The following is a 15,943-nucleotide window of genomic DNA, read 5'->3' as shown; positions in this document are numbered from 1 at the left end:
ATTTTCTCTAACCCCAAGTCCTCTCATTTATCATTCGCCATGGTTTAACGTGTCACCTTCTTGGAGGAAAATGAAAATTCATATTTTAGTAAATATATCGTTCTTTTTCCATTTCTCTATCGGAAATTCGAGGATTCTTTCTGTTAACCGCGCAAATCTTCGAACTGGTTTTCAATCATTTCACGCTCTTTCTGTTCAACGTCGGTACGGAATTCCAACCATTGCTCCGTTTCCTCATCGTCATAGATGGTCCATATATCTGAGAAAAGATAATCCCGTAACTGGACAACCTGTCCTGACCATATTCCGCCTACCCAGAACAGCCCATCTGGACGGCGAATAACGGTACGGGAAAAACCAGGCGTAGATGCCTTCTGCCCAATTCGGATTCGAGTGATCATATTGCCTAGCGTATACCAATCCAATTGAAATCCCTCCCTCAACTTTGCATGTCTAATCATAACATAGGGAAAACATCAAATGCTGCAAACCACCCATGGCGATTCAAGCTTCCCTTCCAGGTGTAATGGTTCTTCAAAGCAAACACTTACCCTTTAAGGAGATGATTCGAATGAACGAGCCACACAAAACGGTAGAGGTAGAACATAAAGACATTCAACATAAGTCAGACTCGAGCAGAGTCGCTTCCACATTTATCAAATATGCAGCTTATATCATTATTTTTTTCGGTTTCCTGTACTTTCTGGTCAAGTATGTATTTCCCAAATTTTAAGTCGTAGCTTTTTGGCAACTCAAGGGAATCATACTGAAACAAACAACCATTGAATATAACCCACTGAAAGGGAGTGTTACTTATGTCAGACAAACCGATCAGCAATGAAGAGAGCGATCGCTATTACGACCGATATCAGAGGTTACGTGATATTCCACCGGAAACGGAGGTTCCTGAAGGAGATATGGATACCTTTGATGAAGTTTCCGGAAGACGAATCAATACCGAGGATATGGTGGGTATGCCGCCTGCAGCTGCGACAGCTGTGAAGGAACAGGAATTGGATTCCCGCTTGGCAGAAACGCCGCTTGAATCCGTACCTGATGCCGATCTTCTGCAACCGGACAGTCCGGTTGATCCAGCTGCACCCGATCCGGATGCGCTGCACGGTACAGACCTGCTGAACGGTGCCGGTGCAGATGCCAAACCTGAGGGCGATAACCCACCACGGCGCGAACACGTGTAACCCTAGCCTGATAAGGAGGTGCAAACACGATGAAGGATAAACACAAACGAGATGTACACGAGCCTGATAACCTGGTGACCGAACGGGATATTGATCCGGGATTCGGACTGTTCACGGAAGAATCTTTCCCGGGAGCATTAAAAGATGAGGATCAGCTTGATGCTGTGGAGCATGCCATTCCCAAGGAAGAACAATCTTCGAAGAATGCATCTGCTCGAAACCGAAAGTAGGCTGCATTCAAATGGCTTGGAATCGGCTTCCAAATACTAACACAGGAAACCTCTTCACACCGAGGTTTCTTTTTGTTTTTATATTATTAAAGAATGGAAAAATCCGCACAGAAAAAGATGACTTCCGTAACTTACGGAGCCATCTTCTCTACATATCTTCTACTCTTTTGCCCATGGATCATTATCGTTTATTTCGACAAAGATTTGCCCATTCCCGGCAATTTATGTTCCAGTCTGGCCCATTTCGCCACAATGGCGGTAATCAGGAGTGCAATTCCATTGATGATAAAAATCCAGCGAATCGGCAGCCAGCCACCGAGAACACCACCGATAATCGGTCCTGCCATCGTACCGATCTGAGAAGCTGATTGATTCAGGCTGAATGCTCTGCCACGGAAGCCAGGTTCAGTCACTTGCACAATCATCGCATTAATCGCCGGGAACACCGCAGCGAAAAACAGCCCATACACAAATCGCAATATGCCGAATCCGATATAACCTGTAGTGAAAAACTGCAGAAGGTTACCAATCGCCCCACCAACGAGGCCAATGATCAGCACTTTGCCATATCCGATTCGCGAACCAATTTTACCCCATCGCGGTGCCATAATGACCGTTGCTACACCAACTGCGGAGAAAATAATACCCGAGCTGAGAGAGGCACGATCAGGCTGAATGCCCATTTCCATCACGTACACGGTCAATAATGGCTCCAGAATCATGACAGAGAACGTACATATGCCCATCATGCCAAGCACCGTAATAAATAATCGATTGGCCCTGGCTTCCCGAATATCATCCATCACGTGGGAACGGGCTTTGTTCCGGTTGAAGTTCTCTTCTTTTACCCAGAACGTCGCGATCAGAGCGGAGACCAACACCACGATGGCTGAAAATAAAAACGCATTCCGGTTACCGTAATAATGGCTTACCACCCCGCCAATTAACGGGCCAATAATACCCCCTGTTGCCCCGGCTGTAGACATGATACCCAGTGCATACCCTGTCTTCTCTTCCGGTGTGTTGGTGCCCACCAGCGCAATGGCCGCCGGAACAAACCCCGCCAGCAGTCCCTGAAACAAACGAACCACGATTAGCGAATAGGGGTCCTGCACAAAATAATTGATCAAATACAAAACCGCAAGGCTGTATCCCGACCGGATCAGCATTGGCTTGCGTCCGTATTTGTCAGCCAGTGATCCCCAGAAGGGAGACACCAGTGCACTTGCCAGAAATGTGATGCCAAAGGCAAGTCCTGACCAGAACTCCAGGTGATCACGAACGCCCAGATCGCCACTCAGAAACAAGGGCAGAAATGGGATGGAGATTGAATAAGCGGTGCTGCAAAAAAACACACCAATCCACAAAATCACCAGATTACGCTTCCACGAGAAGTCCATATACCCGCACGTCCTTTCCGTTACTGACGCCGGGACTGCCGTGTATTGGAGCGGACGGAACAGACCCGTACGTCCCTGCTGCGGAAGCATTTTCCTTATTTTACACCTCTGTAAGCATTTACACCATCCCTTGCTGTCCTTAACATCTGCCTTGCATTGCCATTTTGTCCGCAAAAACGGTATGATAGTTGAGGGATTATCCGAGAATAATTCTGACTAAATATATTATGCAGAGATGCAAGGGGGAACGTTCTCATGTCTTTTCGGTGGAAAAAAACAACAGCTGTGTCGCTCGTTCTGGCGATGCTGCTTATCGTCATTAGTGGTTGCGGACGCCCTTCAAGTGGCGCAACGGAAGCTGTCCCCGCACCGCCTGAAGGTCCAAATCCAGTGGCTACAATTGAAATGCAAGACGGGCAAAAAATGGTCATCGAGCTGTATCCTGAGATTGCGCCCAATACCGTGTACAATTTCATCTCATTAGCGAATAAAGGTTTCTATGACGGATTGATCTTTCATCGGGTCATTCCAGGGTTCATGATTCAAGGCGGTGATCCGAACGGCAATGGTCTAGGCGGTCCCGGATATACCATTAAGGGTGAATTCACTTCCAATGGGCACAAAAATCATTTGAATCATACCCGTGGAGTCATCTCCATGGCACGTAAATCCGATAATCTGGACTCCGCAGGCTCCCAGTTTTTCATCATGTTAGCGGATGCCGATTATCTGGATAATGCGTATGCCACATTCGGTAAAGTAACAGAAGGTATGGACGTTGTTGATGGCATTGCGGCTCAACCAATAGGCGAACATGACAAACCGGTTAACGATCAGGTGATGAAAAAAGTCACGGTTGACACCCACGGTCTGGAGTATCCAGAACCGGTGAAAATGCCTTAATTGCTAATACAGCCAATCATCATCAGCTCTACGTTTTACTTGTAAGACAAACAAAAGCTCTGTCCTGCGCATTCCCGCAAGGCAGAGCTTTATTCAATGTTAGCGTTTACATAAATGGCTTTATAAAAAATGCCCTCATCTGGCACGACTCTATATGCAGCAGCTCTGCAACCCGCTGTTCTCAATACATCCATCCCATCAAACGCAACCATCCGATGATCGCAATCCATAGTGGGCAGCTGAAAGCTACACCCCATGCAAGCCCTTTCAGTAAACTGCGGTTTACTTCCACGAACAACGACTCCTTTCTTCAGGGAATAGTCGCAGTATCGGTAATAATATATGAGTTTATACCCGCTTTCATTCGTCACGTAACCCTCTATTTCCTGCTTTTGTTCTTTCGTTTCATGGAATGGGATACGTGAACCTGATATACTATGACTACTGAAATATAAATGGAAGCTGATTCATGTTTTTGAAAGGAGATTATCCCATGGCAAAATCAAAAAAACACACCCCTGCTCCCAAAGCAGCACAGGATAAACCGACCACACTGAAGGACCTGCTGAGCAGTGATGTACTGGAGAAACTGAAAGCTCAGGCGGACGAAGCCAAGGCTGCCGAGGCAGACCGCAAAGAGCAGGAACGCCAGCAAGCTGAAGAAGTCCGTAAAGCGGAACAGAAGCGAAAAGATAATGATTTTGAGTACTTGTTGAACAACAGTTCGATGGACTGGAAGAAACATAAGTAAATAGGCAGCAAACCGATGGTTTATCATCCAGGATGCAAATGAAGGGCCGCTAAGCGGTCCTTTTTTATATGGTTTCAACTGATTCACCTTGTCAGGGCCGGGTATGTAGAGATAGAGAGTAATACTGACAATTCATAGGAATCGGAGGGATCAGGATGACTGAACAACGTTTGCAAGGGAAAGTTGCAGTTGTGACCGGGGGTGGATCTGGTATCGGTCAAGCTACTGCCATTCGTTTTGCTGAACATGGAGCCAAAGTGTTCTTGCTGGACCGGACCCCGGAGAATGCCGAGAAGACCAAACAGACGATAGAGAACGCAGGCGGAGAAGCCCACGTCATTGAATGTGATATATCCAAACCGGACAATGTACAGAAAGCCATCAATCAGGCGGTAGAGAAAGCCGGACAGCTGGATATCGTGTTTGCCAATGCCGGCATCAACGGCACGATGGCTCCGATTGAAACGATGGAACCTGAGGACTGGGACCAGACGATGGGCATCAATATGCGCGGCACGTTTGCAACTGTGAAGTATGCCATCCCCCATTTGAAGAACCGGGGAGGAAGCATTATTATTACAAGTTCCATTAACGGTAACCGTGTATTCTCTGGCATCGGGTTCTCTGCCTACGCCTCCAGCAAAGCAGGGCAAACGGCTTTTACGAAGATGGCTGCACTGGAACTTGCCCAGTATAAGATTCGTGTCAACGCCGTATGTCCGGGCGCCATTGATACCAACATCGATGACAATACCTATCCTTCAGACGATCTGAAAGAAGTACAGATTCCTGTTGAATTCCCGGAAGGTCATGAACACCCGCTCAAGGGTGAACCCGGAACGTCGAAGCAGGTGGCCAATCTGGTGCTCTTCCTCGCCTCAGATGAATCTTCCCATGTGACCGGTACCCGGATCTACGTGGATGGAGCGGAATCTTTATTACGTGGATAAGAATTCATATTCTGCTCACTGTGAGTTAACAGCTCCAACATCCCGCAAACGGCCTGGCTATCCAGACTGCTGCGGGATGTTTGGTTTGAATATAATAATTTTATAGAAATACGAAAAAACTCCCGTTGCTTACTTGATTACCCATGGGTTTAGGATACCTTTAACTAGAGTGCTGAACTCTTTCCTCTCTTCACCCGGTTATTCAGCCGCTCCGGAATGGCAAAAATCAGCAAATACATCAGGGAAAATATCACAATAGCCAGCAACTCTTCCCCAAGAATGTACAAAGGATATGGACCCAACATGTCGAGCACGGAAGGCGTATTCGGTTTATGTCTGAGGAACATATAATTGGCGTTAAGCAGGACATCCACGCCATATACGATCAGTGCAGCCATATTCACGAAAATCATGGAACCCAACACCGATTTCCAGCTGGGACGCATCTGTTCCACCCAAGTCATATAGAACAACGCCAGAATAATACAGGCGTGAGCAGCAAAAAATTGAATAAAACGAAAATGCGCATAAGCATATCCGAGGTTAGGCGTTACGATCGCCATCAAGGCTCCTGCTATCCCTGCGAACAACAATGCAGAATGAAGCAATCGGCTGCGTACCAATAATAGTAGCGCTGCTAACAGAAGGGACAGACTGCATAGTTCCAGCGGCAATGAAGTCTGAAGACTCCAAACACCCCCATATACATACCAGAGCTGAAGAACGCTCTCACAGCCGAACATGACACAAGCCATGGTAATACGAATGATACGGCGTGTGTTGGGTGACAATGAACGTAGCCAGTTTCGAAGCAGGAACATCAGTATAATCAGTACAGCAGTCAGGCTGATCGCCCATAGATGCGAAGTGGAAAACAGCAAAAAGGGCTCTGTATCATAAGGGTCAAGCCACTGTGGAAACGTCATGTGTTTCTTACTCCTTCCCATTTCACAACACAATATATCTCTTTAATGTTAACTTTTTCATTTTGGCATTGAATGAATGAAGTGTCCAGATGCAATTCTAAAAAAGGATTGTTATTTAAATATCTTTATGTTAAGATAAATTCAACAACCAAACAAACTAAAAGTTAGTAACTTTATTTGCGAAAAGGAATCAAAAAAATCTGGGGATCACATCGATCGGAAGGTTATTCTGTCATCGGAGTGCCAGTGTAAATACTCATTAGTTGAACCTATATAACCAGGAGGAATTATTATGCAAATCAAAGGACTTCACCATGTATCCGCACTTACTGCACACGCCGCTGAGAACTATCGTTTCTATACCAACGTCATGGGGCTGCGACTGATCAAAAAAACAGTCAACCAGGATGATGTTTCGGTCTACCACCTCTTCTATGGCGATGAAAAAGGGAATCCCGGAACCGAACTTACCTTCTTCGAAATTCCAATGGCCGGGCAGACCCGCGAAGGCATGAACAGCATCTCGGCAACGTCACTTCGTGTTCCTAGTGATGCAGCTCTTACTTACTGGCAGCAACGTTTTGATGAATTCGATGTGCCTCATGGAGAAATCACTGAGCGCGGAGGGCGCGCCACGCTTTCGTTTAGCGATTTCGAAGGACAGCGCCTGATTCTTGTCTCCGATGAACACGATGCAGGTGTTGCTGGAGGCAAACCTTGGGATCAAAGCCCCGTACCTGCTGAATATGGTATTGTAGGCTTGGGCCCTGTGCATCTTACCGTCAAAGATGCATCCCTTACCACTCCAGTCCTCACAGAACTGCTCGGCTTCCGTCAAAAAGGGACGTATCCTGCTTTTGTCGCAGGTCAACCCGCTGTACTCGTCTTCGAATCCGGTGAAGGCGGCAGCGGCTCCGAGGTTCATGTCGAAGAACGAAACGACCTTGCTCAGGAGCGTCCTGGACGCGGCAGTGTACACCATGTCGCCTTCCGGGTGGATAATGAAGAAGAACTGAAACAGTGGGTGGAACGGGTTCATAACTTCCGATTCCCGAACTCCGGTTTCGTAGACCGTTTCTACTTCCGCTCTCTGTACTTCCGTGAACCAAATGGTATCCTGTTCGAACTTGCAACCGACGGCCCCGGCTTCGATACGGATGAAGAAATGGCTCATCTTGGCGAATCCCTGGCGTTGCCCCCATTCCTTGAAGACCGCCGGGCTGAGATCGAATCCAAACTGAAACCGCTGGATACCATGATTCGATAATCAACGATTCGAATAGAAAAAAAATAAACGATTATCGCTGTGCATCATCCCGAGAAACCCGGCTGATGTTCAGAGGATAATCGTTTTTCACGATCCCAAAAAGTCATTTTATTTGATCAAATAAGATGTAGTCAGGGGCACAAACAGGGAAGAATCAGGCGTCTCTTCCACTATCTCGACAACCACAAAGTCCGTTTTGGATACATCCACATCAACACCAATCAAACCATCTTCCGCAGCAAGCGATACAGATTTCAGGGTTGTATTATTTCCATCCATTATTTTAATTTCCTGGGAACCACCTACTGCTGCCAGTTCCAGATGTAATTTGGAATATTTTTTTTGTGTCATGATTTGAAAGCTGTTTCCGAGCTTGACCGAATCGTCATGCAAATAAACATCTTTGTAATCCTTGCCCTTATAGGAAGTATCTGCGGGATCTTTGGTATGCCAGTCAGACGTTCCCAACACGGTTTCTCCGAGCGAACTTAATGTCAGTTTGTTCGTTTCCGTTGGAGCTGATCCATTACTGCCGCCAATAATAACGGAGGAGCTGGCACTGTCATAACTGATCTCAGTACCCAACAGATCACCTACTGCACGTACAGGCAGATAAGTTGTTCCATTGTACGTAATCGGTAAAACTGTCTTGCCATTGGGATCTTTGGCTGTTACCGTTGCCCCATTCATTTTCAGAGATATCTTGCTGTTGAGATATGCCTTGATCGGTTCAAGACCTGTTGCTGCCAATGCCCCGGTACCGATACCGAGTGTTAGTGTACCCACCATTAAGCCCAATACGACCTTCTTCTTCATAAACTATACCTCCTGAAAGTATGAAATAGATGAGTCCCATTCTTTATACATTTAAACGACTAAAGTAAGAATGTCAATCTTTTCAAGGAAAATTTCTGGAATAAACTATGAATTTGGATAGCACAAAGCGAGGCTAAATGTTTACGATTTTTTCAGCCTCACCCTTTTCCCTATGCCATTAAGGCAATGGGTGTATATTTTCTTCATTGCTACTGTAGTCCGCTCTTCTCTAATTAATTGATTCAATCAAACGATTCATAGTACTCCTCTTCGTACTCTTCCTTGCTATACTTCAAATCTGCAGCCTTCCATTCGCCATCTTTATACTCATAGGCAAAGGTTAGATCACCATCATATAAACCTATTCCATAAGCGCCGGATGCCGATACAACCAATTTTCCATTCTCCACACTGTAATAAACAACACCGCCGAACTTGAGTTCTTCGTTATACACTCCCTCGCTAGTGTCTTCCTCCACCAGAGAAGGTTCTGCATGAACCCCGTCAACGGTAACGTTGATCATAATCTGATCTGGCGCCACACGGACATTCGATTCCACATGCTGCTTCACAATCGCATCCAGTGATTGCATCTTCATCTCTTCCAGCGTACCTGGATCGATAATATGCGCCTCGCCCAAATAAATGCCTGTTCCATGACCGGCTGTAAACAACACAACAATCTCCTTCTTGCCATCTCCGTTCAGATCCAGCTCGTGTACTTCGGGTTTATAAGATCCACCTTCACCCTGCCATTCGCCGAATTCCCGAGTCTTTCCGTTCACTTCCAGCGCCATTCCGTTATATATATATCCTGAACCTTCAACTTTCATGGGGTATAATCTTACATTTTCATTCTCTGGAGCAACCGAAACATACTCCTCCTTAACGGGAGTTGTTTCTTTCGTTGTAAATGTTGTTTCATTCATTGTTTCTATATTGGAAGCCGAGACCGCTGTGGTCTGGCTGGATTGATCATCTATGTTAAGCTGTTTTTGCGATTCATTCATGGTTCTGGCAGCTGAGGTTATACTAATCGTAGCTACCGCCAAAATAATCATCAGCAGGATACCTGTCCAAGTTTTCAATATGCTGGGCTCCTTCTTCTATAATGGATTAATTCTATTATATCGTCATTATCGGTCAATTGTTCAGATTTTGTATAGATTTTTGTTCAGACTCTAGAAAAAAACTTTACGAATATTTATTTTTACGAAAGAATGTTCGGCTTTAACCATAATAAGCAAAATAACGATATCGAAGTACGAAAAAAAAGCATTCCGGAACAGCCTAAGGCTGCATCCGAAATGCTTTCGTTTTGTCCATTAATCGATCGGTTAGCTGTCTCAGCTCTTCAGCCGAGGACGATATTTCCTCCATGATTGCCGTTTCTTCATGCGCTGCATCCATAATCCGTCTCGCTTCATCCGAGAACGATCCGGCTTCTCCCTGAATCTTTTTCACATGACCGTGCGTCTGTTCCACGCGGCCCGTCTGTTCTGCAATCTTGGACCCGATATCATGTGCGCCTTTCATGAACACTTCCACGGTGCCCGTTAGCTCTTGCAATGTCTGATCGACAGAGATTGTACGCTCGGACTCGTTAATAACCAAGCCATGCTGTTCATGAATCAGTTGAGCTGTGTCCTTAATTCGTTGCTGTACGCGGCTGATCAGTTCATTAATCCGATGCACTGATTGTTTGCTCTCATCTGCCAGCTTCCGGATCTGTTGGGCCACCACAGCAAAACCTGAACCCTCTTCTCCCGCACGTGCGGCCTCAATGGAAGCATTCAGGGCAAGCAGCCCTGTTTCCTCTGCAATGTTTTTGACCGACTGGGTAATGGCTTCAATATCGGAGGCTTCCTTCTCGAGCAACAACATGATGTCACGGGAACGGTTGTGGGACTCGGCCAGCTCGTCCATTCCTTTCATTAAAGAAGAAAAGGTCTGCTTCGTGTGATCTACCGACCGTTCCATCTGGCCGGACATTTCTGTCATGCCGATCGACTGACTGTGCATACGCTGAAAATCATTCAGCATCTCCCCTGCTGTAACCAATGATTGCTCGGAAGTCATCTTCTGTTCTTCTACACCCACTGCAATATGATCCACGGCATCCGACATCATCTCGATCTGCTCCGCTGCCTGGGTAATGGCTTCACTAAGTGACTGGGCATTCTGTGAAGTTGTTCGTGTGCTATCCGAGATATCGTTCACGATACTTCTCAGATTGGAAACCATTACACGAAAAGCATCATACAATACAGTAAGTTCATCCTCTGTACGCCGCTGCGGAATCTCGACCGTCAAGTCTCCCGATGAGACTTGCTGTGCAGCACGGGACAGATGCACAATTGGACGAGTCAACCAGCGAGAGGCAAACCACCCCAAAATTCCGTTCCAGCAGACACCCATGACAAGAACGATGGAGACATACAACCAGCTTGGCATGGAGAATGAGAGCCAATCCTGGAGAAAAAATATAAAAAAGCCGCTAGTTCCGTACGTAATAAGTGAAATTAGTACCAAACCTGCGACGGTTTTTGCGCCTAAAGTCCATTTCATATGCACACCTCATAGTCCTTTTTTCCTATTTTACCAGTAGATAACCAAATAACATGTGATTTAGATCACTGCAAACGACAATTTGATGGCTGTCCTGATGCCCATGCATGACTTCATTCAAGTGGAGCATAATGGATAAGACAGATTTTACGAGTTTAGCTGAATGACCATTCAGCCAAGGGTGATATCCTTAATTTAAATTATTTATCGGCAATTCGGGTGAAATCATTTAGGTTGGCATCCATTTTGCTTAAATGATATACTGAGTGCGCTTCGGCATTGCTGAAGCTGACCTATTTTTGGATGCCACTGGAGGCGAACGAAATGTCTACAATGTCCACAAGGACGGAGAAAGATTTTATTGGAGAAAAAGAAATTCCTGAGTATGCCTATTACGGAATACAGACGGTACGGGCTGTAGAAAACTTCCCGATTACCGGCGTTCCGGTTCACCGGGAGCTGATTACAGCTCTGGCTGCGGTGAAGAAAGCTGCAGCCATCACAAATATGGAGCTGAGAATGCTGCCGCGCAAAATCGGCGATGTCATTGTCATGGCTGCTGAAGAAATGATGAAAGGCCATCATCTGGATCATTTTATTGTAGACTCCATTCAGGGCGGTGCTGGCACCTCCATGAATATGAATATGAACGAGATTCTCGCGAATCGCGGGTTGGAACTGCTATTGCAGAATAAGGGAGATTACTTCCACTGCAATCCCAATAACCATGTGAATATGTCCCAATCCACCAATGACGTGATCCCAACCGCACTGCGCATTGCGGCTTATCGGCTATCCGAAACGTTGTTGGATACAATGAAGCGTCTACAGGCTGCCTTCCACAAAAAGGAACAGGAATTCGATGATGTAGTCAAGGTAGGCCGGACACATCTTCAGGATGCTGTACCTATTCGGCTCGGACAAGAGTTCGGTGCCTATGCACGCGTAATCGGACGTGATATAGAGCGTCTCCAATTCGCGAATCGCCGCCTGCTCACCATTAACCTGGGAGCGACAGCTGTAGGTACAGGCCTTAACGCCAAACCCGAATACATCGTCAAGGTCACGGAGCATCTGTCCGATGTGACCGGATTAAATCTGCATACGGCTGAAGATCTCGTGGATGCCACGCAGAATACAGATGCATACCTGGAATTGTCAGCTGCGCTGAAAGTATGTGCGGTCAGCCTGTCCAAAATCTGTAATGATATTCGAATGATGGCTTCCGGCCCACGTGCGGGATTCAACGAACTGCGCCTGCCGCCCCGTCAGCCTGGTTCTTCCATTATGCCGGGTAAAGTCAATCCGGTTATGGCTGAGGTCATCAATCAGGTATCCTTCCAGGTGATGGGGAACGACCATACGATCTGCATGGCCTGCGAAGCGGGTCAGTTCGAGCTGAACGTTATGGGCCCGGTTATCGCGTTCAACTTGCTACAGTCGCTGAAAATTATGAATAACGGCATCGATGTATTCACCCGTTATGCCGTGGAAGAGATGGAAGCGAACCGTGAACGCTGCGAGCTGATCATGAAACAGAGCTTCAGTGTAATTACAGCGCTCAATCCACATCTTGGCTATGATGTAGCAGCTTCCATCGTGAAAGAAGCACTGAAAACCGGACTTACGTTGCGGGAGATTATTCTGGAGCGGGGTCTGCTGACACCAATCGAGCTGGAAGAAATTTTGCATCCGGAGCAAATGACCACACCAGGGATTGCCGGTGAACACTTCCTGCGTAATATGGAACGATTGTAGGCTGTTGAAACAACCTTCCGATCGCTGTTAAATCGGAACGAACAACCCCCGCAGACCGTTACCACGGCCCGCGGGGGTTTTATTTATAGCCTATATTCCGAATCAAAGGCTCATTCATGCCCAGCGTTTCCGTTCTAGCGAGGGCAATATATGAAGCTCCTCCCTGTACTTCGCAACTGTGCGGCGGGATATGACGATCCCCTCTTTTTCTAGCAACGCCGTAAGCTGACTGTCCGAGTATGGGCGTTCCGCCTGTTCGGAACGAATCAGTTCTTTCAGTCTGAGCTTCACCGATGGCGCAGAGGTCATTTCTCCGCTCACCTTTTCAATTCCGGAAGCAAAAAAAGCCTTGAGCTCATACACACCATGAGGCGTCTGAACATATTTGCCACTTACCGCACGGCTCACCGTCGATTCATGCATACCAACAACCTCGGCAATCGCCGCCAAATTGAGCGGTTTCAGACTGGCAGTTCCTTCACGAAGAAAGGATTCCTGTTCACTCATCACTGCAGTCAGCACACTCATCAACGTTCTGCGGCGCATGCGCACACTGCGAATGATTGATCTCGCTTCGATTGCCCGACCTGACCAGACTTCATCTGCATTGGCGTCTCGAATCCAACGGCAGCAAGCCTCGTTCAGGGATACACGCGGTATACCTGCTGAATTCAAGCGAAGAGAAACTTCATTGTTCCTGATATCCACAACAGCATCCGGAATAATGTAATGCAGGCGTTCCGCACACCCGATCGATCGGCAAGGTTTCGGGTCCAGACGGGCAATATAGTCATACGCTGCCTGCGCTTGCTTCGAGGTAATTCCCAGACGGTTCCCTGCTCTGCCGGGATGGAATCGAATGAGCTCCTCCAGTCTCTCCTCCACCATCCGTTCCGCATGCGGATTGGCAGCCCGGTCTCTTCTAATCTGCAGCAACAGGCATTCACGCAAATTGCGGGCTCCCACTCCTGCCGGGTCCAGCGACTGGAGGATGTCCAGAGCAGCTTCAGCCTCAGCCATGGATATCCCTTTTGCCAGTACAACTTCCTCCAGCTCCATGGCCAGATAACCATCAGCATTCACACAACCAGCCAGATATACAGCTATTGTTTTCAGAGCAGAAGGGAGACCCAGCAAGCGAAGCTGGGACGTCAGCAGCTGTTCGAGCGTAGGCTCAGCCCCTCTTGCCTGTAGCAATGGATCGTAAGAATAGAGCTGCCCCTGATTCATTCGACGAGGGAGCCGGACGCGCAGAGCAGGGGGTTCTTCCAGCTCAAGCACCGGATTCTCATCTGCGATGTCTTGCAAATAACGAGCCAATTCTTGACCTGACAAGGTTAGCAAATGAATGGATTGTTTCATCTCCGGCGTAATGGATAATCGAATACGCCCCTCCTGTACCAACTGAACGCCTAACATCCGTCTCCCTCCTTAGTGCTGCTCAAGCAACCTCAGTATGCCGACGAACAAAAGATCATTTTTTCAGAATAATAGCATAGAAACTAAATGATTGTCAGCGGGCTCAAACCCAACCGTTCAAATTTAATATTTCTCGGATACCAGCTTTGCTTGCGTGAACAGCAGCAAATAGTCTCTACCGCCTGCTTTGGAATCTGTCCCCGACATGTTAAATCCACCAAATGGATGTGTGCCCACCAAAGCGCCTGTGCATTTACGGTTAAAATACAAGTTGCCCGCAAAAAATTCCCGTCTTGCTTGTTCCAGATGTTCACGATTACGCGAAATTACCGCACCAGTCAGACCATAATCCGTATTGTTGGCTATATCCAGCGCAGCTTCGAAAGAGTCTGCCTTGATAAAAGCCAGCACGGGTCCAAAAATCTCTTCCTGTGAGATCCGCGCCTGCGGGTCTACATCGGCAATAATGGTCGGTTCAATAAAATAACCTTCCCCATTCCCTGTAGTGCCGCCCCATACAAGGCGTCCTTCCCCTTTGCCAATCTCAATATATTCTTTGATTTTGGCGTATGCTTTATCATCGATAACGGGGCCAACCTGACTACCAACTTCAAGCGGGCTGCCCATGGTTAGCTGCTTGGTCCGTTCAATCACTTTTTCGAGTACCTCGTCATATACATCTTTATGAATAATGGCGCGAGAACACGCGGAGCATTTCTGTCCGGAAAAGCCAAACGCTGAAGCTGTAATGGATTCCGCAGCCAATTCCAGATCACTGTCGCTATCCACAACGATGGAATCCTTGCCGCCCATTTCTGCAATGACTCGTTTGATCCATTTCTGTCCCGGAGCGGTGCGTGCTGCACGTTCGTTGATCCGCAGGCCGACATCTCTGGAGCCTGTGAAACTGATAAAACGGGTAAGCGCATGATCTACCAGGTAATCACCAACCTCACTGCCCGGTCCTGGCAAATAGTTCACTACGCCATCAGGCACACCCACTTCCGCAAGCAATTCCATGAATTTGGCCGCAATGACCGGTGTTGTGCTCGCAGGCTTCAATACGACTGTGTTGCCGGAGACCAGCGCAGCCGAGGTCATACCTGCCATAATAGCGAGCGGGAAGTTCCATGGTGGAATTACAATCCCTACACCAAGCGGAATATAACTCAGTTCATTATCTTCGCCTGCAATCCGCGTAAGCGGCTGAGGCTCACTCAACCGTTGCATCTCACGCGCATAAAACTCCATAAAATCAATGGCTTCCGCTGTATCCGCATCCGCTTCAGGCCATGTCTTGCCTGCTTCATATACCATCCAGGCCGAGAATTCGTGCTTGCGCCGCCGCATAAGCGCAGCCGCTTTGTACAAATACCGGGCACGTTCATTCGGGTCCGTATGTTTCCAGGTGCGGAATGTTTCCGCAGCGGTCTGGATCGCCTGCTCGGCGAGTTCCTGATCTGCCTGGTAGATCGTTCCGACGACCTGTTCTTTCACCGCAGGGTTGACCGAGGTTAACGTGCGGGTACTTGTTATTTTTTGCCCACCAATAATGATGGAGTATTTCTGCCCAAGCTCAGCTTCTACCTTACGCAACGCGTTCTCAAATGCTTCCCGGTTAGCCGGGACCGCAAAGGGTGTGAATGGTTCGTTAACAAAAGGGATGTTCATCAATGATTCCTCCTTCAGAATGTGGGGTTCGCTGGCTGTTAGCCTGAGCTGCCATGCATTTTACTCATCACCCAATATATGTAGC

The 15,943-nt window shown here is 47.4% G+C and carries 16 protein-coding genes; 8 read left to right on the top strand and 8 right to left on the bottom strand.

The genetic code is table 11. From position 1 onward, the window contains the following. Positions 1-143: 143 nt before the first annotated feature. The gene (locus tag JNUCC31_RS21175; RefSeq protein WP_228469155.1) at positions 144-461 is read right to left on the bottom strand and encodes a hypothetical protein; all 318 of its coding nucleotides are present in this window, start codon (positions 459-461) and stop codon (positions 144-146) included. A 110-nt stretch (positions 462-571) separates the two neighbouring features. Between JNUCC31_RS21175 and JNUCC31_RS21170 the strand changes: the two genes are divergently transcribed. The 3 genes from JNUCC31_RS21170 to JNUCC31_RS21160 all read left to right on the top strand — a co-directional run bounded on the left by JNUCC31_RS21170 (position 572) and on the right by JNUCC31_RS21160 (position 1,429). After that, positions 572-733 carry a hypothetical protein gene (locus JNUCC31_RS21170; RefSeq protein WP_192264458.1) on the top strand — a complete coding sequence of 54 codons (162 nt, stop codon included), beginning with the start codon at positions 572-574 and terminating at the stop codon, positions 731-733. An 82-nt stretch (positions 734-815) separates the two neighbouring features. Then, a complete protein-coding gene (locus JNUCC31_RS21165) occupies positions 816-1,199 on the top strand; it encodes a hypothetical protein (protein WP_192273547.1) in 384 nt (127 codons plus the stop codon). Positions 1,200-1,228: 29 nt separating this feature from the next. Continuing rightward, entirely contained in the window at positions 1,229-1,429 is a 201-nt protein-coding gene (locus tag JNUCC31_RS21160) for a hypothetical protein (RefSeq protein WP_192264455.1), read from the top strand. Between the two features lie 188 nt (positions 1,430-1,617). On the opposite strand, the gene JNUCC31_RS21155 is transcribed toward JNUCC31_RS21160, so the two are convergent. Beyond that, on the bottom strand, positions 1,618-2,829 hold the full coding sequence (locus JNUCC31_RS21155) for an MFS transporter (RefSeq protein ID WP_192273205.1): 1,212 nt from the start codon (positions 2,827-2,829) through the stop codon (positions 1,618-1,620). Positions 2,830-3,084: 255 nt separating this feature from the next. Between JNUCC31_RS21155 and JNUCC31_RS21150 the strand changes: the two genes are divergently transcribed. From JNUCC31_RS21150 to JNUCC31_RS21140, 3 genes are all read left to right on the top strand, one after another. Further along, positions 3,085-3,732: a peptidylprolyl isomerase gene (locus tag JNUCC31_RS21150; protein WP_192264452.1), complete on the top strand. Its 648-nt coding sequence runs from the start codon at positions 3,085-3,087 to the stop codon at positions 3,730-3,732. Between the two features lie 493 nt (positions 3,733-4,225). Then, a complete protein-coding gene (locus JNUCC31_RS21145) occupies positions 4,226-4,483 on the top strand; it encodes a YqkE family protein (RefSeq protein WP_192264448.1) in 258 nt (85 codons plus the stop codon). Between the two features lie 155 nt (positions 4,484-4,638). Continuing rightward, a complete protein-coding gene (locus JNUCC31_RS21140) occupies positions 4,639-5,433 on the top strand; it encodes an SDR family oxidoreductase (protein ID WP_192264445.1) in 795 nt (264 codons plus the stop codon). Positions 5,434-5,597: 164 nt separating this feature from the next. On the opposite strand, the gene JNUCC31_RS21135 is transcribed toward JNUCC31_RS21140, so the two are convergent. Then, positions 5,598-6,359, bottom strand: a complete 762-nt coding sequence (locus JNUCC31_RS21135; RefSeq protein ID WP_192264442.1) for a YwaF family protein — start codon at positions 6,357-6,359, stop codon at positions 5,598-5,600. Between the two features lie 292 nt (positions 6,360-6,651). On the opposite strand from JNUCC31_RS21135, the gene JNUCC31_RS21130 reads away from it, so the two are divergent. Continuing rightward, positions 6,652-7,626, top strand: a complete 975-nt coding sequence (locus JNUCC31_RS21130) for a ring-cleaving dioxygenase (protein WP_192264439.1) — start codon at positions 6,652-6,654, stop codon at positions 7,624-7,626. Between the two features lie 108 nt (positions 7,627-7,734). Here JNUCC31_RS21130 and JNUCC31_RS21125 read toward each other — a convergent pair whose 3' ends face one another. The 3 genes from JNUCC31_RS21125 to JNUCC31_RS21115 form a co-directional block, all read right to left on the bottom strand. Further along, positions 7,735-8,442: a stalk domain-containing protein gene (locus JNUCC31_RS21125; protein WP_192264436.1), complete on the bottom strand. Its 708-nt coding sequence runs from the start codon at positions 8,440-8,442 to the stop codon at positions 7,735-7,737. A 242-nt stretch (positions 8,443-8,684) separates the two neighbouring features. Next, positions 8,685-9,530, bottom strand: coding sequence for a hypothetical protein (locus JNUCC31_RS21120; protein WP_192264433.1), 846 nt, complete (start codon positions 9,528-9,530; stop codon positions 8,685-8,687). Between the two features lie 202 nt (positions 9,531-9,732). Continuing rightward, the gene (locus tag JNUCC31_RS21115; protein ID WP_192264430.1) at positions 9,733-11,010 is read right to left on the bottom strand and encodes a methyl-accepting chemotaxis protein; all 1,278 of its coding nucleotides are present in this window, start codon (positions 11,008-11,010) and stop codon (positions 9,733-9,735) included. 324 nt (positions 11,011-11,334) lie between these two features. On the opposite strand from JNUCC31_RS21115, the gene JNUCC31_RS21110 reads away from it, so the two are divergent. After that, positions 11,335-12,768, top strand: coding sequence for an aspartate ammonia-lyase (locus tag JNUCC31_RS21110; RefSeq protein ID WP_192264427.1), 1,434 nt, complete (start codon positions 11,335-11,337; stop codon positions 12,766-12,768). A gap of 114 nt (positions 12,769-12,882) precedes the next feature. Here the strand turns inward: JNUCC31_RS21110 and rpoN are convergent, their stop codons facing one another. Both rpoN and pruA read right to left on the bottom strand, forming a co-directional pair. Beyond that, complete coding sequence (gene rpoN / locus JNUCC31_RS21105) at positions 12,883-14,187, bottom strand: RNA polymerase factor sigma-54 (protein ID WP_192264424.1); 1,305 nt, start codon at positions 14,185-14,187, stop codon at positions 12,883-12,885. Positions 14,188-14,310: 123 nt separating this feature from the next. After that, positions 14,311-15,858, bottom strand: a complete 1,548-nt coding sequence (gene pruA / locus JNUCC31_RS21100; RefSeq protein WP_192264421.1) for an L-glutamate gamma-semialdehyde dehydrogenase — start codon at positions 15,856-15,858, stop codon at positions 14,311-14,313. Positions 15,859-15,943 lie beyond the last annotated feature (85 nt).

Source organism: Paenibacillus sp. JNUCC-31 (assembly GCF_014844075.1).
In the GTDB taxonomy this organism is placed as follows: Bacteria; Bacillota; Bacilli; order Paenibacillales; family Paenibacillaceae; genus Paenibacillus.
This window is presented reverse-complemented; position numbering and strand designations above follow the sequence as displayed.